22 protein-coding genes are annotated in these 24,150 nt (G+C 70.8%); 5 read left to right on the top strand and 17 right to left on the bottom strand.

What is annotated here, in order from left to right; all coding sequences use genetic code 11:
* Positions 1–2: 2 nt before the first annotated feature.
* The gene (locus LX14_RS18295) at positions 3–1,016 is read left to right on the top strand and encodes an LLM class flavin-dependent oxidoreductase (protein ID WP_253648801.1); all 1,014 of its coding nucleotides are present in this window, start codon (positions 3–5) and stop codon (positions 1,014–1,016) included.
* Positions 1,017–1,292: 276 nt separating this feature from the next.
* Here the strand turns inward: LX14_RS18295 and ilvA are convergent, their stop codons facing one another.
* Positions 1,293–2,606 carry a threonine ammonia-lyase IlvA gene (ilvA, locus tag LX14_RS18290; RefSeq protein ID WP_253648900.1) on the bottom strand — a complete coding sequence of 438 codons (1,314 nt, stop codon included), beginning with the start codon at positions 2,604–2,606 and terminating at the stop codon, positions 1,293–1,295.
* A gap of 127 nt (positions 2,607–2,733) precedes the next feature.
* Positions 2,734–3,177 (bottom strand): nitroreductase family deazaflavin-dependent oxidoreductase, encoded by a 444-nt coding sequence (locus LX14_RS18285; RefSeq protein WP_253648800.1) that lies wholly within the window; start codon positions 3,175–3,177, stop codon positions 2,734–2,736.
* Between the two features lie 164 nt (positions 3,178–3,341).
* Between LX14_RS18285 and LX14_RS18280 the strand changes: the two genes are divergently transcribed.
* Positions 3,342–3,563, top strand: coding sequence for a hypothetical protein (locus LX14_RS18280; RefSeq protein ID WP_253648799.1), 222 nt, complete (start codon positions 3,342–3,344; stop codon positions 3,561–3,563).
* 42 nt (positions 3,564–3,605) lie between these two features.
* Here LX14_RS18280 and dnaE read toward each other — a convergent pair whose 3' ends face one another.
* The 4 genes from dnaE to lspA all read right to left on the bottom strand — a co-directional run bounded on the left by dnaE (position 3,606) and on the right by lspA (position 9,510).
* A complete protein-coding gene (gene dnaE, locus LX14_RS18275; protein WP_253648798.1) occupies positions 3,606–7,145 on the bottom strand; it encodes a DNA polymerase III subunit alpha in 3,540 nt (1,179 codons plus the stop codon).
* Positions 7,146–7,285: 140 nt separating this feature from the next.
* Positions 7,286–7,990 carry a hypothetical protein gene (locus LX14_RS18270; protein ID WP_253648797.1) on the bottom strand — a complete coding sequence of 235 codons (705 nt, stop codon included), beginning with the start codon at positions 7,988–7,990 and terminating at the stop codon, positions 7,286–7,288.
* Positions 7,980–8,906: an RluA family pseudouridine synthase gene (locus LX14_RS18265; RefSeq protein ID WP_253648796.1), complete on the bottom strand. Its 927-nt coding sequence runs from the start codon at positions 8,904–8,906 to the stop codon at positions 7,980–7,982. The genes LX14_RS18270 and LX14_RS18265 overlap by 11 nt, the downstream gene beginning before the upstream one ends.
* Positions 8,899–9,510 (bottom strand): signal peptidase II, encoded by a 612-nt coding sequence (gene lspA, locus LX14_RS18260; RefSeq protein ID WP_301283925.1) that lies wholly within the window; start codon positions 9,508–9,510, stop codon positions 8,899–8,901. Before lspA ends, LX14_RS18265 begins: the two co-directional genes overlap by 8 nt.
* 32 nt (positions 9,511–9,542) lie before the next feature.
* On the opposite strand from lspA, the gene LX14_RS18255 reads away from it, so the two are divergent.
* Positions 9,543–10,547: a hypothetical protein gene (locus LX14_RS18255; RefSeq protein ID WP_253648795.1), complete on the top strand. Its 1,005-nt coding sequence runs from the start codon at positions 9,543–9,545 to the stop codon at positions 10,545–10,547.
* A gap of 83 nt (positions 10,548–10,630) precedes the next feature.
* Here LX14_RS18255 and LX14_RS18250 read toward each other — a convergent pair whose 3' ends face one another.
* The gene (locus tag LX14_RS18250) at positions 10,631–11,164 is read right to left on the bottom strand and encodes a WKL family lipoprotein (protein ID WP_486389655.1); all 534 of its coding nucleotides are present in this window, start codon (positions 11,162–11,164) and stop codon (positions 10,631–10,633) included.
* A 187-nt stretch (positions 11,165–11,351) separates the two neighbouring features.
* On the opposite strand from LX14_RS18250, the gene LX14_RS18245 reads away from it, so the two are divergent.
* Positions 11,352–12,293 (top strand): asparaginase, encoded by a 942-nt coding sequence (locus tag LX14_RS18245; RefSeq protein ID WP_253648793.1) that lies wholly within the window; start codon positions 11,352–11,354, stop codon positions 12,291–12,293.
* Here LX14_RS18245 and LX14_RS18240 read toward each other — a convergent pair.
* Positions 12,262–13,728: a DNA polymerase IV gene (locus LX14_RS18240; protein WP_253648898.1), complete on the bottom strand. Its 1,467-nt coding sequence runs from the start codon at positions 13,726–13,728 to the stop codon at positions 12,262–12,264. The genes LX14_RS18245 and LX14_RS18240 overlap by 32 nt on opposite strands.
* Positions 13,729–13,814: 86 nt before the next feature.
* On the bottom strand, positions 13,815–14,267 hold the full coding sequence (locus LX14_RS18235; RefSeq protein WP_253648792.1) for a nitroreductase family deazaflavin-dependent oxidoreductase: 453 nt from the start codon (positions 14,265–14,267) through the stop codon (positions 13,815–13,817).
* 112 nt (positions 14,268–14,379) lie between these two features.
* Between LX14_RS18235 and LX14_RS18230 the strand changes: the two genes are divergently transcribed.
* Positions 14,380–15,054, top strand: a complete 675-nt coding sequence (locus tag LX14_RS18230) for a TetR/AcrR family transcriptional regulator (RefSeq protein WP_253648791.1) — start codon at positions 14,380–14,382, stop codon at positions 15,052–15,054.
* A 15-nt stretch (positions 15,055–15,069) separates the two neighbouring features.
* Here LX14_RS18230 and ileS read toward each other — a convergent pair whose 3' ends face one another.
* The 8 genes from ileS to ftsZ form a co-directional block, all read right to left on the bottom strand.
* Complete coding sequence (gene ileS, locus LX14_RS18225) at positions 15,070–18,216, bottom strand: isoleucine--tRNA ligase (protein ID WP_372505458.1); 3,147 nt, start codon at positions 18,214–18,216, stop codon at positions 15,070–15,072.
* A gap of 363 nt (positions 18,217–18,579) precedes the next feature.
* Entirely contained in the window at positions 18,580–19,011 is a 432-nt protein-coding gene (locus LX14_RS18220; protein WP_253648917.1) for a hypothetical protein, read from the bottom strand.
* Between the two features lie 110 nt (positions 19,012–19,121).
* On the bottom strand, positions 19,122–19,973 hold the full coding sequence (gene wag31, locus LX14_RS18215) for a DivIVA-like cell division protein Wag31 (protein ID WP_253648789.1): 852 nt from the start codon (positions 19,971–19,973) through the stop codon (positions 19,122–19,124).
* Between the two features lie 290 nt (positions 19,974–20,263).
* Positions 20,264–20,554, bottom strand: a complete 291-nt coding sequence (locus tag LX14_RS18210; RefSeq protein WP_253648788.1) for a YggT family protein — start codon at positions 20,552–20,554, stop codon at positions 20,264–20,266.
* 44 nt (positions 20,555–20,598) lie between these two features.
* Complete coding sequence (locus tag LX14_RS18205; RefSeq protein ID WP_253648897.1) at positions 20,599–21,342, bottom strand: cell division protein SepF; 744 nt, start codon at positions 21,340–21,342, stop codon at positions 20,599–20,601.
* 87 nt (positions 21,343–21,429) lie between these two features.
* Positions 21,430–22,200: a YggS family pyridoxal phosphate-dependent enzyme gene (locus tag LX14_RS18200; RefSeq protein ID WP_253648787.1), complete on the bottom strand. Its 771-nt coding sequence runs from the start codon at positions 22,198–22,200 to the stop codon at positions 21,430–21,432.
* Positions 22,197–22,958 carry a peptidoglycan editing factor PgeF gene (gene pgeF, locus LX14_RS18195; RefSeq protein WP_253648786.1) on the bottom strand — a complete coding sequence of 254 codons (762 nt, stop codon included), beginning with the start codon at positions 22,956–22,958 and terminating at the stop codon, positions 22,197–22,199. The genes LX14_RS18200 and pgeF overlap by 4 nt, the downstream gene beginning before the upstream one ends.
* Positions 22,959–22,962: 4 nt before the next feature.
* A complete protein-coding gene (gene ftsZ / locus LX14_RS18190; RefSeq protein ID WP_253648785.1) occupies positions 22,963–24,132 on the bottom strand; it encodes a cell division protein FtsZ in 1,170 nt (389 codons plus the stop codon).
* Between the last annotated feature and the right edge of the window lie 18 nt (positions 24,133–24,150).

Genomic DNA, 24,150 nt, shown 5'->3' with positions numbered 1-24,150 from the left:
GTATGAGTGTGTCGTTCTCCGTTCTCGATCTCGCCCCCGTCGTCGACGGGTCCACCGTCTCGCAGGCCCTGAACCAGTCCATCGCCCTGGCCGTCGCCGTCGAGGAGATGGGCTACCGGCGGTTCTGGCTGGCCGAGCACCACAACATGCCGGGCATCGCCAGCTCGAGCCCCGCGGTGATGATCGGGCAGGTCGCCCGCGCCACGTCGACCATCCGGGTCGGATCGGGTGGCGTCATGCTGCCCAACCACGCACCGCTCGTGGTCGCCGAGCAGTTCGGCACCCTGGACGCGCTCTTCCCCGACCGCATCGACCTGGGGATCGGGCGTGCCCCCGGCACCGACCAGGTCACCGCGCACGCCCTGCGACGCGCCGCGGCCGCACTCTCGGCCGACGACTTCCCGCAGGAACTGGCGCAGCTCCGCGCGTTCCTGTCCGGGCAGTTCCCGCCCGAGCACCCCTACTCCGCGATCACCGCCGTCCCCGGCGAGGGCGCCGAGCTGCAGATGTGGATGCTGGGGTCGTCGACCTACAGCGCCCAGGTCGCCGGGTTGCTCGGTCTGCCGTTCGCCTTCGCGCGCCACTTCGCACCGGCGGCAACCTACGACGCGCTGGCCGTCTATCGCGACTCGTTCCGGCCCGGCGTGCTCGACGAGCCCTACGCCATGGTCACCGTGACCGTCGTCGCCGCCGGCGACGACGCCACCGCTCGCGAGCAGGCCGCACCGCATCGGCTGGCCATGGCCCGCCTGCGCGAGGGCGGACGGCCGGGCCGCTACCCGACCGTCGCGCAGGCGCTCGCCGAACCCCTCACGGCCCGGCAGGAGGCGACCATCGGTGACTCCGCGTCGGCCTGGATCGTCGGGGGCCGCGACCGCGTCGCCGCCGAGCTGCGCTCGCTCATCGACTCGACCGGCGCGAACGAGATCATGGTGAGTTCGATGCTCGCCGACTTCGACGCCCGCCTGGAGTCGCACCGCATCGTCGCGGACATCCTCGCTCCCGCCCACGCCTGATCCGCCACGGTCCACAACCGGTCTTCCTGCACCCGTCGAGTGGGCGGGTAGAGACGTCGAGTGGGCGGATACAGGCGTCGAGTGGGCGGGTAGAGACGTCGAGTGGGCGGGTAGAGACGTCGAGTGGGCGGGTAGAGACGTCGAGTGGGCGTCGCATCGAGCTGCCCGTCTGCAACCGCCCAGTCGACGTTTGTAAACGCCCGGTCGACGTCCACAACCGCCCAGTCGACGGGTCTGCCCGTCGAGGGTGCCGCCCGGATCAGATGAGGTACCGGATCAGGTGAGGTAGCGGTACGCCGGCGAGTCCGGGCGTAGCTGTTCGGTCCCCAGGTTCGAGGCCTCCATGCGCTCGAGCAGCGACGGCAGGCCGTCGGCCCTCCCGAGTTCGATGCCGACCAGCGCGGCGCCCGTCTCGCGGTTGTTGCGCTTGACGTACTCGAACAGCGTGACGTCGTCCTCGGGACCGAGGACCCGGTCGAGGAAGCCGCGCAGCGCGCCGGGCTCCTGCGGGAAGTCGACGAGGAAGTAGTGCTTGAGCCCCCGGTGCACCAGCGATCGCTCGATGATCTCGCCGTACCGGGACACGTCGTTGTTGCCGCCCGACAGCAGCGACACGACCGTCGAATCCGGGTGTAGCGGTAGCAGTTCGAGGGCGGCGACGGCGAGGGCCCCGGCGGGCTCGGCGATGATCCCGTCGTCCTGGTACAGCTCGAGCATCGTCGAACAGAGCGCACCCTCGTCGACGTGGACGATGTGCGTCGACCCCCGCGACAGGACCCGGTCCGCGGAGTCGACCGTCGCCGACGAGGACAGCTCCGGATGCGCGGCGATCGCGGGATCCAGCGGCGCCATGACTTCGAGGACGAGTTCGCCGACCCGCTTGACCGCGGCGCCGTCGACGAACGGGTCGATGTCGGCGAGGGTCACGGGTCCGCCCTCGATCACCGCGGCCGACAACGACGGCGCCCCGGCCGGTTCCACGCCGACGACGATCACGTCGGGGTTCGCGTCCCGCAGGAAGGTCACCATCCCGGACAGGCATCCGCCGCCGCCCACGGGGATGACGACGACGTCGGGGACGGCACCGAGCTGCTCGACGATCTCGGCCGCGATCGTCCCCTGCCCGGCGGCGGTGCGCGGGTCGTCGAACGCGTGGATCCACGTGGACCCGGTGCGCATCACATCGGCCTGCGCCGCGGCGGCCGCCGCGTCGTAGGTGTCCCCGACAGCGATCAACTCGACGGCGTCACCGCCGTGCCACAGGATGCGATCGCGCTTCTGTTTCGGCGTGGTCGTCGGGACATAGATCCGACCCCGCACACCCATCGCCTGGCAGGCGTAGGCGACACCCTGCGCATGGTTGCCGGCGCTGGCGGCGACGACCCCCGCGGACAACTCGTCCGCGGACAGCTGCGCCATCGTGTTGTACGCACCGCGGATCTTGTACGACCGCACCCGCTGCAGGTCCTCACGCTTGAGGTAGACCTGCGCACCGGTGGTCCGCGAGAGTCGTGCGCTGGGCTGCAGCGGCGTCAGGTCGGCGACGTCGCGGACACGCTCGGCGGCGGCACGGACGTCGTCGGCGGTCAGCCGGGGAACCGACGGGATCGGGTCCGGACCGGTGTCACCGACCGACCCGACATCCGCGCGCGCTGCTGTGCTCACGGCCCCATCGTCTCACCGGCACCACGGTGCGGCGAACCCGCGTGCACGGCGTTCACTCCTGCGGGGTGGCCTCCAGCACGAACACCGGGATCTCGCGGTCGGTCTTCGCCTGGTAGTCGTCGTAGGGCGGGTAGGCCGCCACCGCACGCTCCCACCACTCCGCCTTCTCGCCGCCGAACACCTCGCGCGCGGTCATGTCGAACACCTGCTCGCCGTCGCGCAGTTCGACGTGCGGGTTTGCGACGACGTTGTGGTACCAGACGGGGTGCTTGGGGGCGCCGCCCAGCGAGGCGACCACCGCGTACTTCCCGTCGTGCTCGACGCGCATCAACGGTGTCTTGCGCAGCTTCCCGGACTTGTTGCCGACGGTGGTCAACAGGACGACGGGCATCCCGTTCATCTCGGTGGCCTCGGTCCCGCCGGACGCCTCGATCTTCTCGGCCTGCTCGCGTGCCCAGTCGCTCGAACTCGGCGCGTACTCACCCTGCAACGGCATGTGCGGTCTCCTCCTGCTCGGGTCCCCGCGACACGAGATTTCGGTCGTCCGAACTTCTCGACACGGGATGGCATACACTGGCGTCGTCAGGGCCCGAACACACGTCGTGCCGGGCATCGAGGCGACATCACCATGGTGGCACGGACCGAGGACAGGAGAGGCCGATGACGACAGTCGACACCGTTCACGGGGTGCGCGAGGTCCCGTCGGTCGACGTCGCCGGTGTCCCCTGGCCCGCCTACAAGGTGCACGCCCTGCTGATCGGCCTGCTGGCCACATTGGTCCTCGCCGCTGCGACGCAGTCGGCCGAGACCACCGTGCTCGCCGCCGCCGCGATCACCACCGCACTCTGGTGGGGCCTGCGCGCCGCACACCTGCGCACGTAAGGACGCCCGACGGCGTCCGGACACCGCCGGCGGCGGTCCCGCTCAGCCGGCCAGGCAGCTCGGACCGAGCAGCGCCTTCAGGTCACCCATCAACGCCGAGCTCGGCGTCACGCGGAACGTGTCGTCGAGGCGGAGCAGCGTCGCCGAGTCACCGCTGATCAGACGCACGTGCACATCGGACGTGCCCGGGTGCCGCGCGAGGACGCGCTTGAGCTCACCGACCCGATCCCGCGTGCACAACCGCGTGGACAGGCTGACCGCCACGGGACGGGACTCACCGGCGTGGGACAGGTCGGGCACGGCGAGATCGTTGGCGCTGATCATCGTCGAGTCGTCGCGCTTGTTGATGCGCGCCTTGATCAGCACCACAGCGTCCGGGGTGATGTCCATGCCGTAGGCCTGGAACGCCCGCGGGAAGAAGTAGACCTCCACGCCACCGACCATGTCCTCGAGGGTGACCACCGCGTACGGCTCGCCCTTCTTGTTCACCCGGCGGGTGACCGCGGAGATGATGCCGCCGATGACGATCTGCGCACCGTCGGGGACATTGCCCTCCAGCAGGCTGGTGATCGACGTGTCCGTCTGGGCCGAGATGATGTGCTCGATCCCACCGAGTGGATGCCCGGACACGTAGAGCCCCAACATCTCCCGTTCGAGTGCGAGCTTGTGCTTGGTGTCCCACTCCTCGTCGGGGACGGGCACCGCGAACACGTCGTCGACGACGTCCTCGCCACCGGCGTCGCCGAAGAGGTCGAACTGGCCGACGGCCTCGGCCTTCTTGGTGCCGAGCACCGCGTCGACGGCGTCGGAGTGGATGAGGAACAGACCCTTGCGCGGATGACCCAGGGAGTCGAAGGCACCGGCCTTGATCAGCGACTCCGTCACCTTCTTGCTGCAGGCGACGACCTCGATCTTGCCGAGGTAGTCGGAGAAGCTGGTGAACTTGCCGCGCTCCTCGCGGGCGCGCAGGACCGCGGAGACCACGTTGGTGCCGACGTTGCGCACCGCGGCCAACCCGAAGCGGATGTCGTGGCCGACCGCGGCGAAGTTGCGCTGCGACTCGTTGACATCCGGTGGGAGCACCGTGATCCCGAGCTTGCGACAGTCGGCGAGGTAGATCGCCGCCTTGTCCTTGTCGTCGCCGACGGACGTCAGCAGTCCCGCCATGTACTCGGCCGGGTAGTTGGCCTTGAGGTAGGCGGTCCAGAACGACACCAGGCCGTAGCCGGCGGCGTGGGACTTGTTGAACGCGTATCCGGCGAACGGGAGGATCGTGTCCCACAACGCCTTGATGGCCGGGGCCGAGAACCCGTTGGCCTTCATGCCGGCCTCGAAGCCCTCGAACTCGGCCGCGAGGACCTCGGCCTTCTTCTTGCCCATCGCGCGGCGCAGGATGTCGGCTCGACCGAGCGAGTACCCCGCCACCTTCTGCGCGATCTGCATGATCTGCTCCTGGTAGACGATCAGGCCGTAGGTGTCGCCCAGGATCTCCTTCAGGGGTTCGGCGAGCTCGGGGTGGATCGGCGTGACCTGCTGACGACCGTTCTTGCGGTCGGCGTAGTCGTTGTGGGCGTTCATGCCCATCGGGCCCGGGCGGTACAGCGCGAGGACCGCGACGATGTCCTCGAAACCGGTGGGCTGCATGCGCTTGAGCAGTTCGCGCATGGCGCCGCCGTCGAGCTGGAACACACCGAGCGTGTCGCCGCGCGCGAGGAGCTCGTAGGTCGCAGGGTCGTCGAGGGGTGCGGCGTCCATGTCGAAGTCGATGCCGCGGTTGATCTTGATGTTCTCGATCGCGTCGCCGATGACGGTGAGGTTCCGCAGCCCGAGGAAGTCCATCTTCAGCAGGCCGATGGCCTCACACGACGGGTAGTCCCAGCCGGTGATGATCGCGCCGTCCTGTGCGCGCTTCCACACGGGGATGGCGTCGGTGAGCGGCTCCGACGACATGATGACCGCACAGGCGTGGACGCCCGCGTTGCGGATCAGACCCTCGAGTCCCAGGGCGGTCTCGTAGATCTTCTTGACCTCGGGGTCGGTCTCGATGAGACCGCGCACCTCCGACGCCTCGCCGTACCGCTCGTGGTCGGGGTCGGTGATGCCCTTGACCGAGATGTCCTTGGCCATGATGGGCGGCGGCAGGGCCTTGGTGATGCGGTCGGCGATGGAGAAGCCGGGCTGCCCGAACTGGACGCGGGCGGAGTCCTTGATGGCCGCCTTCGTCTTGATGGTGCCGAAGGTGATGACCTGGGCGACCTTGTCGCTGCCCCACCGCTCGGTGGCGTAGCGGACCATGTCGCCGCGGCGACGGTCGTCGAAGTCGATGTCGATGTCGGGCATGGACACGCGCTCGGGGTTGAGGAACCGCTCGAACAGCAACCCGTACGGGATGGGGTCGATGTTGGTGATGCCCAGCGCGTATGCGACGAGTGACCCGGCGGCCGATCCTCGTCCCGGGCCGACACGGATGCCGACCTCCTGGGCGTGCCGGATCAGATCACCGACGACGAGGAAGTAGGCCGGGAACCCCATCTGGATGATGACGTCGAGCTCGTACTCCGCACGGGAGAGGTAGTTCTCTGGCACGGGGCCGTCCGGGAAGCGCCGCTTCAGGCCCGCCGCGACCTCCTGGCGCAGGTGGCTGTCCTGCGTCTGGCCCTCCGGCACCGGGAACACCGGCATGCGGTCGCGGTGGGTGAACACCTCGGAGTAGTCGCCGATGCGCTCGCCGATCTCGACTGTCGTGTCACAGGCACCGGGCACGACGTCGTCCCAGAGGGCCCGCATCTCGTCGGCGGACTTCAGGTAGTAGCCGTCACCGTCGAACTTGAAGCGCGTCGGGTCCGACAGCGTCTTGCCCGTCTGGATGCACAGCAGCGCCTCGTGGGTGACGGAGTCGGTCTTGTGCACGTAGTGGCAGTCGTTGGTGACGATGGGCTTGATGCCGAGCTTGCGACCGATCTCCAGCAGTCCGTCGCGGACGCGGCGCTCGATCTCGAGCCCGTGTTCCATCAGCTCGAGGTAGAAGTTCTCCTTGCCGAAGATGTCCTGCCACTTCGCCGCGGCCTCGAGCGCCTCCCGCTCGTGCCCGAGCCGCAGGCGGGTCTGCACCTCGCCCGACGGGCACCCGGTGGTGGCGATGATCCCGGACGCGTGCTCGGCGATGATGTCGGCGTCCATGCGCGACCACTTGCCGAGCTGCCCCTCGATCGACGCCAGCGAGGAGAGCTTGAACAGGTTGCGCAGACCGGTCGCGTTCTCGGCGACCATGGTCATGTGGGTGTAGGCACCCGAGCCCGAGACGTCGTCGGACTTCTGGTCGCGGTCACCCCAGAGGACGCGCTTGGTGTCGAACCGGGAGGCCGGCGCGATGTAGGCCTCGATGCCGATGATCGGGGTGATGTCGTGCTTCTTGGCGACGGTGTAGAACTCGCTGGCGCCGAACATGTTCCCGTGGTCGGTCATGCCGATCGCGGTCATCCCCAACCGTTTCGCCTCGGCGAACAGCGGCGCCACCTTGGCCGCACCGTCGAGCATGGAGTACTCGGTGTGGTTGTGCAGATGAACGAACTGACCCGGCACTCGACGACCTCTCCCACAGCATTCACGACCCGCGACACGGGGTCTCGACACGACCCGGCGGCCCGCTCAGTCTAGGCGGGGGCACCCACAGGATCGTGGTCCCACGCGGTGGCGGCGACGATCGGCCGGACCCCCGCTGGTCACCGGGCCGGGACCGCGCCGTCGTCGGCGAGCGGCTCCCCACCGGCACCCTGCCCGGGCAGCAGCGGGACCACGGTGACGAGACCCCCCGCGGCGTCGGCGGGCAGCACCTGGACCACCCGGACACGCCGATCGGTCGCGATCGCCCGCAGACGGTCGGCCGGTCCGCGCACGACGACACCGACGACGCACGCGCACCCCCCGAGCAGCCGGGTGGTGACGACCGAGGCGACCTCGTCACCGCGCCGGCCGTCCTGCGCGACGATCCCGCCGGTACCGCCGCCGGGCGACGCTGCGCCGTCGAGCAGGGCCACCGCGAGGACCCGCGCGGTCTGCGACGACCGCGCGTCCGGTGTCACGGGGACCACCGCGGTCGGTGTGGCGACCCCGTCGATCGGGACGTGCAGTGCCACCCGCGCCGGGGTCGTCCCCGCGACGAGCGACCGCGCGGCGGAGTCGTCCAGGGGGGTGCCCAGCGTCACCAGGGCCCACCGGGTCCCGATCGCGGCGGCGAGCCCCCGCGACGCGGACGCGCGGTAGTCCTGCACCGACTGCCCGCTGTCCGGGCCGAGCCTGTCGGTGCCGACGACCGACCGCCGCGGTGGGTGCGTGGCGCCCAGCCAGTACAACCCGGCAGTGACCACCAGGACGGTGACGACGACGACCGCGCCGGTCCGCGCGGCGCGGGCGACGTCACCCCGCACGCAGGACGTCCAGCGCGTGGGTCAGATCGGCGGGGTAGGGACTGGTGAACTCCACGGTGCGTCCGTCGGCGGGATGCGCGAACGACAGGGCACGCGCGTGCAGCCACTGTCGCTCGAGTCCGAGCCGCGCGGCCAGCGTCGGGTCCGCACCGTAGGTGAGGTCACCGCAGCAGGGATGGTGCAGCGCCGAGAAGTGCACCCGGATCTGGTGGGTCCGGCCCGTCTCGAGGTGGACGTCGAGCATGCTCGCCGAGGCGAACATCTCCAGCGTGTCGTAGTGCGTGACACTGGGTTTGCCGGCCGTGGTCACGGCGAAACGCCACTCGCTGCCGGGGTGACGTCCGATCGGGGCGTCGATGGTGCCGCTGGGCGGATCGAGACGACCCTGCACCAGCGCGTGGTACCGCTTGTCGACGGTGCGCTCGCGGAAGGCTCGTTTGAGCAGGGTGTACGCGCGCTCGGACACGGCGACCACCATCACGCCCGACGTGCCCACGTCCAGGCGGTGGACGATGCCCTGCCGTTCGTGGGCACCCGACGTGGAGATCCGGTAACCGGCGGCCTCCAGGCCGCCGATGACGGTCGGCCCGGTCCACCCGACCGAGGCGTGGGCGGCGACGCCCACCGGCTTGTCGACCACGACGATGTCGGAGTCGGCGTAGATGACCCCCATGTCGTCGACCGGGGTGACCGGGTTCTCCGGCGGCCGCGGCGGTTCGGGCAGCGTCACCTCGAGCCAGGTCCCCGCCGTCAGCCGATGGGACTTGCCGACCGCGGCGCCGTCGACGGTGACGTCGCCGGAGTCGGCCAGGGCGGCGACCGTGGTGCGGGACAGACCCAGGATGCGCGACACCCCGGCGTCCAGACGCATGCCGTCGATGCCGTCGGGCACCGGCATCGACCGACTGTCACGCATCGGCGGACCCCGAGCGATCGCGGCCCGCGCTGCGGGTCCCGTCGATCTCGACGCCGAACACGGTCAGCGCCACCAGCAGCACCGCACCGCACACGACGGCGGAGTCGGCGACGTTGAACACCGGCCACCACCCCACCGAGACGAAGTCGACGACATGCCCGCGCAGCGGACCCGGTGACCGGAAGAACCGGTCGACGAGGTTGCCGATCGCGCCGCCGAGGACGAGCCCGAGACCGACGGCCCACCACACCGACCGCAGTCGACCACTGAACCGGATGATGCCGACGACGACGGCCGCGGCGACGATCGTGAGCACCCACGTGTAGCCGGTGGCGAAGGAGAACGCCGCACCGCTGTTGCGCACCAGACGCAGGGTGACGGTGTCCCCGATGACGTGGACGGGACGCCCCGGGTCGATCGTGGCGACCACGATGATCTTGGTCACCAGGTCGGCGACGAGGATGACCAGCGCGACCACGGGCAGCACCGCGACGATCGCGCGGGACCGGCCGGGGTGGCCTGTCGCGGCGGTCTCCTGCGGTGCGCGTCCGTCGACCGGCGGGGCTGCGGGGTCGGCGCGGGGGTCGTCGGTCACGCGGACCATCATCCCCCACCGGCGTCGCTAGCCTGAATCGCGTGCATCCCGCCGGTCGAGCTCGTCGTGTCCCCCGTCCGACCGCGGTCGTGGTGGTCGTCTCCGCCGCACTGGTCGCGCTCGCCGGGTGCGGGTCCGCGTCCGAGTCGTCGTCAGGGTCGCCCGCCGGGCCGTCGGGCGTGGGATCGTCGGCCGCCGCCGGCTCCGGTTCCGCATCCGGCTGCGCCGGGACGACCACCGTGGGCGCCGAGGGGGCGTCGCTGTTGCCGGTGCCGCCGGCGGCCGTGACGCTGGAGGATCCCGGCGCCGCGCCGCAGGCAGCGCTCACCGGCACCCCCGATCGCACGACCGCGCAGCAGGTGTCGCTGCGTGTGGTGTCGTCCTCGACGACCGCCCGCGCCGGCGATCAGCCGTCGTCGTCGACGCAGGACGTGACGCTGCCGCTCACCGCGCGGGTCGCATGCACCGACCCGACCGATGTCGAACTCGACCTGGGCCGCCCGTCCTCCCCCGACACCGGACTCGCCGGATCGCTGGCCGCCGTGGCGGGTTCCCGCGCGGGGCTGGCCGTGACGACGGGGTCGGTGCCGGTGTCGCTACGCCTGCTCCCCGCGGCAGGCGCCGACGACGCCGCCCGGGCGGCGATCGAACAGACGATGATCTCGGCCCTGCAGCGCTCGGTGAGCCTGCCGACCCAGCCGGTCGGAATCGGCGCGCGGTGGCGAGCAGTGCGGACCATCGACGGCGCCGCGACCGTCACCCAGACGCTGACCGCGACCCTGCGCGCCCGGACGGGATCACGACTCACCCTCGACGTCACCGTCGACGAGACCCCGGTGAGCTCGACGTTCACCGTGCCCGGTCAGGGTCAGCAGCTCACCATCGACTCGTTCACCTTCGCCGGCAGCGGCACCCTCGACGTCGACCTCACCCGGGGGTTGCCGGTCTCGGGGTCGCTGTCGGTGTCAGGGGGACGGACGCTCGTCGGCGACGACCCCGCCCGGCCTCTCGTGCAACGCACGTCCCTCGCCGTCACCTGGAGCTGACTGCAGCCCGCCCAAGCCCGGAGACGACTCCGCCCCGTCACCGAGGTCGGTGACGGGGCGGATCGATCAGGCGGCGGGGTACGTCAGCTGGCGGCCGGGCACATCGCGCTCTGGACGTTGTTCGCGGCCAGCAGCGGGCAGACGGTGGTCTTGGCGAGCTTCCACTTGCCCTGGTCGTAGACGATCGCGGCGTCGATGGTCTGCTCCGGGACGTTCGGCAGCTTCACCTGCACCTTGACGGTGGCCTGACCGTTGCCGGTCGCGATCACCGGCGGCACCAGCTTGTAGGTGATGCCCTGGTTGGCCTGGCGCGCCTTCACGAGCTTGTCGAACAGCTGCGGGTCGGCGGACGACCCCTGCACGAGGTCGGTCTTCTTCGACGCCGGGACGTTCGGGTCCAGCGCCGTGGTGAGCAGACCGTTCAGCGTGGCCGCGCTCGGCGGCGTCGACGGATCGGTGACCGAGGTGCCCCCGGTGTCGGTGGCAGAGCTGGTGGCCGACGAGGTCGGCGCGTCGCCGCCGGTCGCGCCGCCGTCGTCCCCGTCGCTGCACGCGGCGGTGAAGGTCAGGGCGGCGACGACCGCGAGCCCCGCGGTCATGATCTTCTGCAGCTTCACGTGGGTGAACTCCTTGTCGAGGTCGATGACGTCGTCGTCATGGGGAGACGGCCGTGACGGCCGTGGTCCCCCCGGATCGGACACCACTATGCCAAACGGACCCGGCGGCGACGTCCGGACCGGCCGCCGCCCGGCGTTGTCGGCCGGTTTGACCAGCACGGGGTGGGGGCTGTGAGGTGGTCGGATCATGAGCGCACCACGGCGGGTCGTCGTCCTCGGCACCGGCGGGACCATCGTCGCCGTCGACGGTCCCGCGGGCGCCGTCCCGGGCGTGGGCGTCGGTGAGCTGCTCGGCGGTGCCGGCGTCGGCGACACCACCGATGTGGAGACCGTCGACGTCCTCGCGATCGACTCGTCGGCGATGACGCCGGCGCTGCAGCGGCGGGTGCGCGACGCCGTGTCCGCCGCCCTGCACGATCCCGACGTCGCCGGCGTGGTGGTCACCCACGGCACCGACACGCTCGAGGAGACCGCGATCCTCCTCGACCTGACCCACGCCGACCCCCGTCCGGTCGTCCTGACCGGTGCGCAGCGTCCCGCGTCGGACCCCCGCCCCGACGGTCCCGCCAACCTCGCGGCGGCGATCGCGCTCGCGCGGGATCCCGCCGCCCGCGCCCGCGGTGTGCTGGTCGCCGTCGGCGGCGCGACGCTGCCCGCCCGCGGCCTGTCGAAGGCGCACACCACCGATCCGGTGGCGTTCGCGGCGGTCGTCGACGACCCGGCTCGCCCGGTGATGCCCGCGGCGACCGACGTGGCGACACCGCGGGTGGACGTCGTCGCGGTGCATCCCGGGATGGACGTCGACCTGATCGACGTCGTCGTGGGTCGCGGTGCCCGCGGACTGGTGGTGTCGGGGTACGGCTCCGGCAACGTCCACCCGGACCTGGCCGCACGACTGGCGTCGGTCGTGTCGCAGGGGGTCGCGGTGATCGTCACCACCCGGGTGCCCGCCGGACCCGTGACGCCGACCTACGGCGGGGGCGGTGGCGCGGTGGATCTCGTCGCGGCGGGGATCCTGGTGTCGCCGTGGCTGCGGACGCCGCAGGCGCGCATCGTGCTGCAGGAGGGGATCGCCCGCGGGATGACCGCGGAGCAGATCAGCCCATTCCTCGACCTGCGTCGCGGCTGACGAACCGCTCCTGCTCCGCGGCGCGACCATCCGACCCGGCGTCTCCGACGGTGTCCGCCGCGACGTCCCCGACGGCGACGTCCGCCCAGTCGAGGCTGTCGAGCGGGTCGGCGGGTGCCAGGTCGGGTGTGTCGACAGGGAGGGTCCTCGACGGGCCGACGCCGGTGGACCGCGTCTCGAACCGGACCGTCACCACGCCGTGTCCGCTGCCCTGCACCCACCCGTGACCCAGCTCCGGGTGCACGACGTCGGTCCCGGTCGCCCAGACGACCGTGCCGTCGTCGGCCACCGACCGGCCACTGCCCTTCTGCACCCCGCCGTCCTCGCCGGCCCCGGGCGGCTCGGCGTCCGGCCTCGTGGTGTCCTGCGATGACGGACCGACCGTGCCGAGGTCGTCCTCGCCGGCCGGGAACAGCTGGAACTGCTCGTCGGCCGTGAGCCCGCTGTATCCGACGCCCACGAGGCGGACCGGACCGATCTCGAGCGGGTCGAGCGCGAGGCGCTGCGCCGCGGCGGTCAACACGGCGAGGTCGGTGCTGGCGGGGGCGAACGTGGTCGAGCGGGTGAGCACCGACATGTCCGACCGCTTCACCTTCACCACCACCGTGCGTGCGCCGCGCCCGTCGGCCAGCAGCCGCCGATGGGCACCCGCGGCCGCCTGATCGATCGCGGTGCGCATCCGGTCGAGGGTCGAGATGTCCTCGGCGAAGGTCGATTCCGCGCTGATCTGTTTCGCCGAGGCCCGTTCGGCGACGGGCCTGTCGTCGATGCCCTGCGCGAGGCGGTGCAGGGCCGGACCGACCGTCGCCCCCAGCACCGACGCGACCTCGACGGGCGAGAGGTCGGCCAGGTCCCCGATGGTGTCGATGCCCAACCGGTGCAGCTTGTCGCCCGCGACCGGTCCGATCCCCCACAGCTTGCGCACCGACAGCGGACGCAGGAAATCGTGGTCACCGGCCGGGTCGACGACCAGCACCCCGTCGGGTTTGGCCATCCCCGATGCGATCTTCGCGATCTGCTTGCCGCTCCCGACACCGATGGAGGCGGCCAGACCGAGCTCGTCGCGTATCCGCGCGCGGACCTTCTCGACGAAGGCGGTCACCTCGGTGACGTCGGCGCCGACGAGCTCCTCCGGTTCGCCGAACGCCTCGTCGAACGAGAGTGTCTCGATCACCGGTATCGACTCCCGCACGATCGCGAACACCCGGGCGCTGACGACCCGGTACACCGACCCACGGGGAGGCACGACCACCGCGCCGGACCCGATCAGCCTGCGCGCCTGGTGCATCGGCATCGCCGACCGTGCGCCGTATCGCCGGGCCTCGTAGCTCGCGCCGGCCACCACGCCGCGCCCACCCGTCCCGCCGACGAGCACCGGCCGGCCGCGCAGGGTGGGGCGGGTGAGCTGCTCGACGGAGGCGAAGAACGCATCCATGTCGATGTGCAGAACCCACCGCGATCCCCGCGTCCGGCCCACCTCGCTCACCTGCCCAGCCTAGGCAGGCCGGGTGGGCATCCGGGTCATGCCGGGGTGAGCACGAACACCGGGACGTCGTGGGCGACGGCCAGCAGTTCGTCCTCGGTCGAGGTGTGCGAGACCTTCGTCGGCAGGTAGTTCGCGACCTCCCAGCCCCACCGCTTCAGGTACGGCCGCAGCAGGGCCGGCTTGTCGGCGTCGGCGATCTCCGTCGCGGCGTAGGCCACGACGTCCCGTCCCCGACGGATCTCGCAGGTGCCCGCCGCCCGCAGGTTGCGCGACCACTGGGTGTTGCCGCGCGGGGAGATCAGGTACGTCCGCCCGTCGATCGTCATGGGGTTGACCGGGGTGGTCCGCGGGGCACCGCTGGTCCGCCCGACGACGGTGAGCGTCCGGGCACCGGCGAGTCCGATGCCGTGGTCGGACAGCCACCGCACGGTGCGGTTGAAGGACGCCTGCATGCGACCGGTGGGCTCGGCGTAATGGGTGACGGTCATGGGCTTCTCCTGATCCGAGGGGGTTACGAGAGCACTGCTCTCGCAGATGAGTGTGCGCCTGCCCCGGGCAGAATGCAAGAGCACTGCTCTCGCAATGTGGGAGGATGGCCCCATGAGCCCGACGACCCGCGCCGACGCGCGCGCCGAGATGGCCGCCGACATCCTCCGGATCGCCCGCGACCACCTCGTCGCCCACGGGCCGGCGGGGCTGTCGCTGCGGGCGGTCGCGCGCGATCTCGGCGTCGTGTCCTCGGCGGTCTACCGCTATGTCCGCAGCCGCGACGAGTTGCTGACGCTGCTCGTCGTCGACGCCTACACCGAGCTCGCCGACACCGTGGACGCCGCGATCACCGAGACGGACGACCCGCGGGATCGCATCGTCGACGCGGGCACCGCGATGCGTGCCTGGGCGATCGCAGAGCCGGCACGGTGGGCTCTGCTCTACGGCACACCCGTCGCCGGCTACGAGGCACCCGGCGAGACGACCACCGGCCCGGGCACCCGGGTGATGGCCACGCTCGTCGCGTGCGCCGCGCAGCTGACCGCCGCCCCGGTGTTGCCGGTCCCCACCGGCCTGCACACCGACTTCGACAGCATCCGCACCGAATTCGACACCGACATCACCGACGCGGCGATGGTGCGCGCGCTCTCGCTGTGGTCGGTGATCGTCGGCGCGATCAGCTCCGAGGTGTTCGGACAGTACGGCCGCGACACCTTCTCCGACACCGCGTCGCTGTTCGGCCTGCAGCTGCGGTCCGTCGTCGACGCGGCGTTCCCCGCGACCTGACGCGCCGCGGTCGCGTCAGACGCGGGTCAGCTCCGCGCGGACACCGTCGCCGAGATCGGCTGCGCCGTCGCCGAGATCGGTCGGGTCGACCACGTCGAGACGCACCGCCAGCACCTCACCCGCGATGAGCTCGCGGTGCCGCAGCGCCCACTCCTGCCGCCCCTGCGGCACGCCGAGGCGGACCTCGATGCGGTCGGACACGTCGAAGCCGGCGGACCGCCGCGCGTCCTGCAGTTCCCGGACGCGGTCCTTGGCCCAGCCCTCCGCCTCGAGCTGCTCGGTCACCGCGGTGTCCAGCACGACCAGACCCTCACCGGAGGGCAGTTCGGCGGTCGACTCGGGCTCCACGGCGACGAGCTTGCGGCTGAACTCGCCCTCGAGCAGCGCGATGTCGGCGGCGACCACCGTCTCCACGCCGTCGACCTCGCGCACCCCCCAGTCACCCGCCTTCACCGCCTTGATGACGCGCTGGACGTCCTTGCCCAGGCGCGGTCCGGCGACACGTGCGTTGACGACCACCTCGACGCGACCGAACTCCTCGGCGTCGTCGGCGAGATGGACGGCCTTGACGTTTATCTCGTCGGCGACCAGATCCGTGAAGTCGGCGAGGCGTCGGGCGGCCGGCCCGGCGACGGTGATCGCCGGCAGCGGCAGGCGCACCCGCAGCTTGTTCGCCTTGCGCAGGCTCGAGGCCGTCGAGCAGACGCCCCGCACCTCGTCCATCGACCGCACCAGATCGGGGTCGGCGGGGACCTCGTCGGACGTCGGCCAGTCGGCGAGGTGGACCGACCGTCCACCGGTGAGCCCCCGCCACATCGCCTCGGTCACCATCGGCAGCAGCGGCGCCGCCAGGCGGCAGGCCACCTCGAGCACCGTGTACAGGGTGTCGAACGCGTCGCCGTCGGAGTCCTGTCCCGCCCAGAACCGTGACCGCGACCGGCGCACGTACCAGTTGGTCAGCGACTCGCACAGCTCGCGGAACGACTCGCACGCCCCGGCGACGTCGTAGGTGTCCAGCGCCACGGTCATCTCGTCGCGGGTCGCGGCCAACTTGGCGAGGATGTAGCGGTCCAGCACACCCGGGGCGTCGGTCCGCCATGTCGCGGGCCGGTCGGCGTAGAGCGCCAGGAAGCTGTAGGCGTTCCACAGCGGCAACATCGCCTGCCGCACGCCCTCGCGGATGCCCTGCTCGGTGACGATGAGGTTGCCGCCCCGCAGGATCGGCGACGCCATGAGGAACCAGCGCATCGCGTCCGCGCCGTCACGGTCGAAGACCTCGTTGACGTCGGGGTAGTTGCGCTTGGACTTGCTCATCTTCTGCCCGTCGTCGCCGAGCACGATGCCGTGCGCCGCGGCGGTCCGGAACGCCGGCCGGTCGAACAGAGCGGTCGCCAGGACGTGCAGGTTGTAGAACCACCCGCGGGTCTGCCCGTTGTACTCGACGATGAAGTCGCCCGGGTTGCGCGCCGGCACACCGTGTTCGACGTCGCCGTCGAACCAGTCTGCGTTCTCGAACGGGTAGTGGACCTGAGCGAACGGCATCGACCCGGACTCGAACCAGCAGTCGAGGACCTCGGGGACGCGACGCATGGTCGAGCGCCCCGTCGGGTCGTCGGGGTTCGGACGGGTCAGCTCGTCGATGTACGGCCGGTGCAGGTTGGTCGGACGCACACCGAAGTCCCGTTCGAGCTCGTCGAGCGAGCCGTACACGTCGACCCTCGGGTGTTCGGGGTCGTCGGATACCCACACCGGGATCGGCGCGCCCCAGAAGCGGTTGCGGCTGATGTTCCAGTCCTTGGCACCCTCGAGCCACTTGCCGAACTGTCCGTCGCGGATGTGTGACGGCGACCAGGTGATCTCCTGGTTGAGCTCGAGCATCCGCTCCTTGATCGGCTGGACCGCGACGAACCACGACGGCACGGCCATGTAGATGAGCGGCTTGCCCGACCGCCACGAGTGCGGGTAGCTGTGCTCGATGGTCTCGTGCCGCAGGATCCGCCCGACCTTCTTGAGGTCGGCGATGATCACGGGGTTCGCGTCGAACACCATCTGACCCTCGTACGGCGGGACCAGGGCCGTGAAGCGGCCGCCCGGGTCGAGGGGTTGCACCACCTCTATGCCGTTGGCGGTCGCCAGCTCCATGTCCTCCTCACCGAACGCCGGTGCGAGGTGGACGATCCCGGTGCCGCTGTCGGTGGTGACGTAGTCGCCGAGCAGCGCACGGTGGGCGCGCGGGTGGCCGAGGAAGAAGTCGAACGGCGGGGTGTAGGTCGCATCGGCGAGGTCGGCGCCGCGGTGCGTGCCCAAAACCTCCGGGCTGTCGCCGAGTTCCCGCGCGTAGTGGCCGAGACGGGCGGTGGCGAGCAGGTACTCCTGACCGTCCTCACCGCGGACGTGGCTGTACTCGACGTCGGGGTTCACCGCGATCGCGAGGTTCGACGGCAGGGTCCACGGCGTCGTGGTCCAGATGAGCGCGTTGACCCCGACCAGGGAGTCGGGGACGCCCCCGGTCAGCGGCATCCGCACGGTGACCGCCGGGTCCTGCCGCATGCGGTAGGCGTCGTCGAGCTTGCTCTCCTGGTTGCTCAGCGGTGTCTGCTCGTACCAGGAGTACGGCAGCACGCGGTAGCCCTGGTAGACGAGGCCCTTCTCGTGCAGGCGGGAGAACGCCCACATGACCGACTCCATGAAGTCGATGTCGAGGGTCTTGTAGTCGTTGTCGAAGTCGACCCAGCGCGCCTGACGGGTCACGTAGTCGCGCCATTCACCCGTGTAGCGGAGCACCGACTCCCGGCAGAAGTCGTTGAACGTCGCGACGCCCATCGTCTCGATCTCCGACTTGTCGGTGATCCCGAGTTGACGTTCGGCCTCGAGCTCGGCGGGCAGGCCGTGGGTGTCCCAGCCGAAGCGCCGCTCCACCTTCCGGCCGCGCATCGTCTGATAGCGCGGGACGAGGTCCTTGACGTAGCCGGTGAGCAGGTGGCCGTAGTGCGGCAGTCCGTTGGCGAACGGAGGACCGTCGTAGAAGACGAACTCCTCCGCGCCGTCGCGGTGCTCGATCGACGCGCGGAACGTGTCGTCCTCGGCCCAGTACCGCAGCACGGCGTTCTCCAGATCGGGGAACACCGGTGCGCGCGAACCGGTCCCGGCGACATCGACCACCGGGTAGACACGTCGTCCGGACGCGACGGCATCGTGGTTGTCGGCCTGTGCGGCGGTGTCGGTGGACTCCGGTGCGGGGGACACTGGTTCTCCTCGTGTCGGTCGGACCGTGCGTCACGGTCTGTCTCGGACACGGGGACGACGAACGCTCGCCGCGGTACCACCCCGCTTGCGCCGGTGACCGGCGCCTCTCATGCCGCATCCGTCCCGGTGGACGGCGCGGGCCACGGCTGTGTCGGGCCGCTCCCGTCCGGGTCTACTGCGGGCGACGCGTGCCGCCCGGTTCTTCCGGATGCTCCCCGGTGATGGCCGGATCGACGCGTGACCAGTCTAGGTCAGGGCGCGGCCTGTCCTCGACCGGGTTCAGTCGTGCTCGGGCCGCTCCTCGCCGGACCGGTCGACGCCGTGTCGGGACCGGTGGGGTGGCGCGGGGTCGGACAGGGCATCCGCATCCGCCTCCGCCGTCGCATCGGCAGGTGCGTCGGGTCGTTCGTGGCGACCGTGGTGGGCGGGAGGTGGATCGGAGAGGGCGACAGGGTCGTCGACGACCCGGTCGAACTGTTCGGTGGGCGCGTCGTCGGCGACAGCCTCGTCACCGGTCGACCCCGCTGCGACGCCGGGACGGCCACGCCGACGGCGCGTCGGACGGAACCCGAGCGTGTCGGCGAGGAGCAGCACCGCGCCGAGGACACAGATCGCGATGCATGCGACCGCCAACCACAGTGCGCCGGTCGCAAGGGCCAGGACGAGCAGGGCGAAACCGACGAGCGTCGCCCCGAGCGCCGACACGAGCACGGTGACACCCCTTCACAGCGACGACCGGGCACGACGGCCAGGTGGCCGTCGGACCCGGTCGGTCGGACTCAGCTGTACGGATCCAGTCGGTTCAGATCAGCTCGGCGGATTCAGTTCGACGGGGTGGCGTACCCACCCGAGTTGGTGAACCCACCGTTGCCGGGATCGGACGAGAAGGCGTCACCGCCGCGAGAGTTGTCGACCGGGGCCGCACTCCCCCGCTGCTGCAACTCCTCGAGCTGGGACTCCAGGTACGTCTTGAGACGCGTCCGGTACTCACGCTCGAACGTCTTGAGCTGCTCGATCCGTCCCTCGAGCACCGACCGCTGCTGGTTGATGGTGCCCATGATCTCGGTGTGCTTGCGCTCGGCGTCGGCCTGCAGGGCGTCGGCCTTCTCCTGCGCCTGACGCGTGGTGGCCTCGGCGCGGGTCTGCGAGTCGGCGAGGATGGCCTCGGACCGCTGACGGGCGTCGGCGAGCATGGTCTCCGACTTCTGACGCGCCTCGCCGACCATCGAGTCGGCACGGGAGCGGGCGTCGGAGAGAAGTGCCTCGGACTCGGTCCGGGCGTTGTTCGTGAGACGGTCCGCCGTCTCCTGGGCGAGTCCGAGGACCTTCGCGGCGCGGACATGGTGGTCGTCGCCGGACGTCTGCGACTCGGCCGGGGCGGCCGCAGCAGCCGGGGCCGCGGCGGCGGGAGCCGCGCTGAACGCCTGCGTGGGGGCCGGTGCCGACTCCTCGGTGCGGGCCGCGGGCTGCGATGCGCCGGAACGCGCCTGCTCGAGGTCACCCTCGAGCTCGCTCACGCGCGCCTTCAGATCGGAGTTCTCCTCCAGCAACCGGGCCAGCTCGGCCTCGACGAAGTCCAGGAACTGGTCGACCTCGTCCTCGTTGTATCCGCGCTTGCCGATCGGCGGTTTGCTGAACGCGACGTTGTGCACATCAGCCGGTGTGAGCCGCATTGTCGGTCCCCTTCAACATCATTTTCGTGTGGACGTGTCCGTGGTCTCGGTGCGGGCTGCTTCGGGACCGGTCTGACTCGGTCGGGCGACACGTCGTGCCACCCGTCAGAGTAACTGGCGTCCCATCCTGTCACAGCAGAACCGTTCGTCGCACCTTCGCTGTACGGCGCCGGATCTGTCCGGTGTCGCCGCGTCAGCGCGGTCGTCGTCGGTCCCTGTGACAACCCACGATGAGTTCACTCAGAGGTCACAGTAACGACACCGCGCTCGTCGGCACAGCCGCCTGTCCCCTATCCGGGCCCCGGCGACACCAGCGCCATGGCCACGAGCACCACGATCATCGTGATCATCAACGAGAGATCCAGCCGCACGGGACCGAGCGGGATGGGGGGCAACACCCTGCGCAACGCCTTGATCGGCGGGTCGGTCGCGGTGAACACGCCCTCGATCACGACCACCGACGCACCGGTGGGCCGCCACTCGCGGGCGAAGGACCGCACCAGCTCGATGACCAGCCGTCCGAGCAGCAACAACCAGAACAGGAACAGCAGGTAATAGATGACCTCACGCGCAACCGTCACGCGTCAACCATGCCTGATTCGTCCGACCCCCGCCGAAGCACCTGTCAGCTCTGGTTGTAGAAGCCGGTCTCGACCAGCTTGCGCCGATCCTCCGCGGACACGTCGACATCCGCGGGCGAGAGCAGGAACACCTTGGTGGCGACCTTGTCGAACGCACCACGCAGCGCGAAGGCGAGTCCCGCGGCGAAGTCGACGAGGCGCTTGGCGTCCTCGTTGCTCATCTCGACGAGGTCCATGATGACCGGGTTCCCGTCGCGGAAGCGCTCACCGATGGTGCGGGCCTCGCTGTAGTCGCGCGGTCGCAACGTGGTGATCTTGGCCAACGGGCTGCCTTCCTCGAAGACACGGTCCATGGAGTCGATGGCGAGCGCGCCCCGCGTCGTCATCCGTCCGCCGGCTGCCCCGCCACGCACGACGCCGCGGGACCCGAGGGGCTCGAGCCGACCGCTGCGACCCAGACGCTCCATCGACGACCGCTCGAGACCCGAGCGCTCCATCGCGACGTGGTCGAGGGTCGACGCGCGACCGGGAGCCGCGCCACGGACGGGGCCGGCGTAGGCGTAGTCGGGGACACGGTCGTACTCGTACTCGAGCTCGTCGGCGTACGCGGCGTCATAACCCCCGCGGGCACCCTCGACGTCGTACCCGCGGGCGCGGGGGCGCTCGTCGTGGGCGTACCGCTCGTCGTACCGGTCGTGGCGGGCTGGTCCCTCGTCGAGGTAGTCGTCCTCGTACTCACCGGGCGGGACCATGCCGAAATATGCCTTGAACTTCTGCATGGTGGTCATCGATGTGCCTTCCTCGCCGTCGGCAGGTGCCGGGAGTCCCGTGTGAAAACTGGTGTCCGTGATCCGCATGGTGCTCATGTGAATTGGCTACGGCGAGCGTAGCGGCCGCTCTCCCAGGATCGCCGTACCGACACGCACACATGTCGAGCCGTGTCGGACCGCATCCTCCAGGTCGCCCGACATTCCCGCGGAGAACTCCACCGCGTCGGGGTGCGCGGCCGTCAGACGCGCGTGGTGCGCCGCAGCCTGCTCCATCCAGTACCCCGGCGTGTGCGTCTGCGGCGCGATGACCATCGACCCGCGCAACCGCAGACCGTCGGTCTCCGCGACGTGGTCCGCCAGAGCCTCGAGGTCGTCGACGACGACCCCGCCCCGCCCGGTGTCACCGTCGAGGTTGATCTGGATCAGCACGTCGAGGTCGGTCTCGCGGTCGCCGTCATCGCGGGCCTGCTCCACCCCGCGCGCGAGGGCGTCGACGATCGACTCCCGGTCGACCGACTGCACGAGATCGGCCCAGCGCGCCACCGACGTCGCCTTGCGGCGCTGCACCGTGCCGATCATGTCGAACCGCACCGGCCGTTCGCTGCGCGCGCGGACCGCGGCGGCCTTGCGGCCCGCCTCCGGCTCGCGGCTCTCCCCGAACGCCCGACAGCCGAGCTCGAGCAGGGCGACGACGTCGGAGGCCGGATGGAACTTGGTGACCACGAGCAGCTCGACGTCGTCGGGGTCCCGCCCCGCGTCCCGTGCGGCCGCCGCGAGGCGCTCACGGGTGGCGTCGAGTGCATCGGACAGTTCGGCCACCCGCTCGGCCGACGCGGTGTCGTCCTCGGACACGCTGTCGCTGCCGGGCTCGCTCACCGTGTACCGCCGACGGGGTCGACACGGCCGGGGTCGACGCCCTGGGGGTCGATCCAGATGACCGACGCGATCCGCCCGGTCGGCGCACCGCGCCGATGGCTGAACAGGGTGCGGTCGGAGATGGTGCAGCGGGGATCGCTCGCGACGGCCGCGATCCCGGACTCCAGCAGTTGCCGGGTGATCCCCGCGCGCAGGTCGAGGCCGCAGGTCCCCGCCCGCGTGCGGGTCGCACTGCCGGGCAGGTGCGCCTCCACGTCGCGCTGCATCGTCGCGGGCACCTCGTACATCTCACCGCTCGCGGCGGGTCCGAGGAACGCGCCGATACGGCCCATCTCGGCGCCGGCCTCGACCATGGCGTCCAGGACCCGCGGGATGATGCCGATCCGCGCGCCCACGCGACCGGCGTGGACCGCCGCGATCACACCGGCCTCGTCGTCGGAGAGCAGGACCGGGACGCAGTCCGCGGTGAGGACGGCGAGCGCGAGGCCGGGACCGACGGTGACGAGGGCATCGGTGGCCGGCACAGCCTCGGTCCGCGGCCCGTCGACCACGGCGACCGACCGGCCGTGGATCTGTTCCATCCAGATCAGGTGGTCGTCGGCGACACCGATGCGCTCGGCGAGGCGGGAGCGGTTGGCCGCGACCGCGGCCGGGTCGTCGCCGACGTGGTCACCGAGGTTGAACGAGTCGTACGGCGCGGCGGAGACACCGCCCGCCCGTGTGGTCGTGACCCGACGGACGCGTCCGGGGGCGGGCATGCCCTCAGCGCTTCATGAAGGGCGGCACGTCGACGTCGTCGTCATCGTCGAGGGTGACCGCGTTGCGCCGGGGCGCGGGGGCGTCGGTGAACGAGTCGCCGCGTGACGGTGCCGAGGACGAGAAGATCGCCTCCGACGCCGGCGCGGATCCACCGACGGTGCCGGCACTCGCCGACTCGACCGTCGACCGTCCCGTCGCCGCGGCCACCGGACGAGCCCGCTGCGGTGCGCCCGCGTCGAACCCGGCGGCGATGACCGTCACACGCACCTCGTCACCGAGGTTGTCGTCGATCACGGTGCCGAAGATGATGTTGGCGTCCTCGTGCGCGGCCTCCTGGACCAGGGTCGCGGCGTTGTGGATCTCGAACAGACCCAGGTCGCTGCCACCGGCGATCGACATGAGCACGCCGCGCGCACCGTCCATCGAGGCCTCGAGGAGCGGCGAGTTTATGGCCGACTCCGCCGCCTTCTTCGCCCGGTCGTCACCGCGCGCCGAGCCGATGCCCATGAGGGCGCTGCCCGCGTCCTTCATGACGCCCTTGACGTCGGCGAAGTCGACGTTGATCAGGCCGGGCGTCGTGATGAGGTCGGTGATGCCCTGGACACCGTTGAGCAACACCTCGTCGGCACTGCGGAACGCGTCCATGAGCGACACGGCCGCGTCGCCGAGCTGCAGCAGCCGGTCGTTGGGGATGACGATGAGGGTGTCGCAGGACTCGCGCAGCGAGGAGATGCCCGAATCCGCCTGTCCCCCACGACGCTTGCCCTCGAACGAGAACGGCCGCGTCACGACACCGACGGTCAACGCACCCATCTTGCGCGCGATGCTCGCCACCACCGGCGCGCCACCGGTGCCGGTGCCACCACCCTCGCCCGCGGTGACGAAGACCATGTCGGCACCCTTGAGCAGTTCCTCGATCTCGTCCTTGGCGTCCTCGGCCGCCCGACGACCCACCTCGGGGTCGGCGCCGGCGCCGAGTCCGCGGGTCGAGTCACGACCGACGTCGAGCTTGACGTCGGCGTCGCTCATCAACAGCGCCTGGGCGTCGGTGTTGATGGCGATGAACTCGACGCCCTTCAGGCCCTGTTCGATCATGCGGTTGACGGCGTTGACGCCACCACCGCCGATGCCGACGACCTTGATGACGGCCAGGTAGTTGTGCGGTGGCGTCATGAGACTCGCCTTCTCCTC

Origin of the sequence: Williamsia deligens (assembly GCF_024171765.1) — a bacterium.
Taxonomy (GTDB): domain Bacteria; phylum Actinomycetota; class Actinomycetes; order Mycobacteriales; family Mycobacteriaceae; genus Williamsia_A; species Williamsia_A deligens.
This window is presented reverse-complemented; position numbering and strand designations above follow the sequence as displayed.

Coding starts and splice junctions, on each gene's coding strand:
- LX14_RS18235 (WP_253648792.1), bottom strand. CDS start 14,267: ATGACCGTCACCCATTACGCCGAGCCCACCGGTCGCATGCAGGCGTCC.
- lspA (WP_301283925.1), bottom strand. CDS start 9,510: ATGGTCCGCGTGACCGACGACCCCCGCGCCGACCCCGCAGCCCCGCCG.
- LX14_RS18265 (WP_253648796.1), bottom strand. CDS start 8,906: ATGCGTGACAGTCGGTCGATGCCGGTGCCCGACGGCATCGACGGCATG.
- LX14_RS18295 (WP_253648801.1), top strand. CDS start 3: ATGAGTGTGTCGTTCTCCGTTCTCGATCTCGCCCCCGTCGTCGACGGG.
- wag31 (WP_253648789.1), bottom strand. CDS start 19,973: ATGCGGCTCACACCGGCTGATGTGCACAACGTCGCGTTCAGCAAACCG.
- LX14_RS18230 (WP_253648791.1), top strand. CDS start 14,380: ATGAGCCCGACGACCCGCGCCGACGCGCGCGCCGAGATGGCCGCCGAC.
- LX14_RS18280 (WP_253648799.1), top strand. CDS start 3,342: ATGACGACAGTCGACACCGTTCACGGGGTGCGCGAGGTCCCGTCGGTC.
- LX14_RS18205 (WP_253648897.1), bottom strand. CDS start 21,342: ATGACCACCATGCAGAAGTTCAAGGCATATTTCGGCATGGTCCCGCCC.
- LX14_RS18285 (WP_253648800.1), bottom strand. CDS start 3,177: ATGCCGTTGCAGGGTGAGTACGCGCCGAGTTCGAGCGACTGGGCACGC.
- LX14_RS18245 (WP_253648793.1), top strand. CDS start 11,352: ATGAGCGCACCACGGCGGGTCGTCGTCCTCGGCACCGGCGGGACCATC.
- pgeF (WP_253648786.1), bottom strand. CDS start 22,958: ATGCCCGCCCCCGGACGCGTCCGTCGGGTCACGACCACACGGGCGGGC.
- ftsZ (WP_253648785.1), bottom strand. CDS start 24,132: ATGACGCCACCGCACAACTACCTGGCCGTCATCAAGGTCGTCGGCATC.
- LX14_RS18240 (WP_253648898.1), bottom strand. CDS start 13,728: ATGGATGCGTTCTTCGCCTCCGTCGAGCAGCTCACCCGCCCCACCCTG.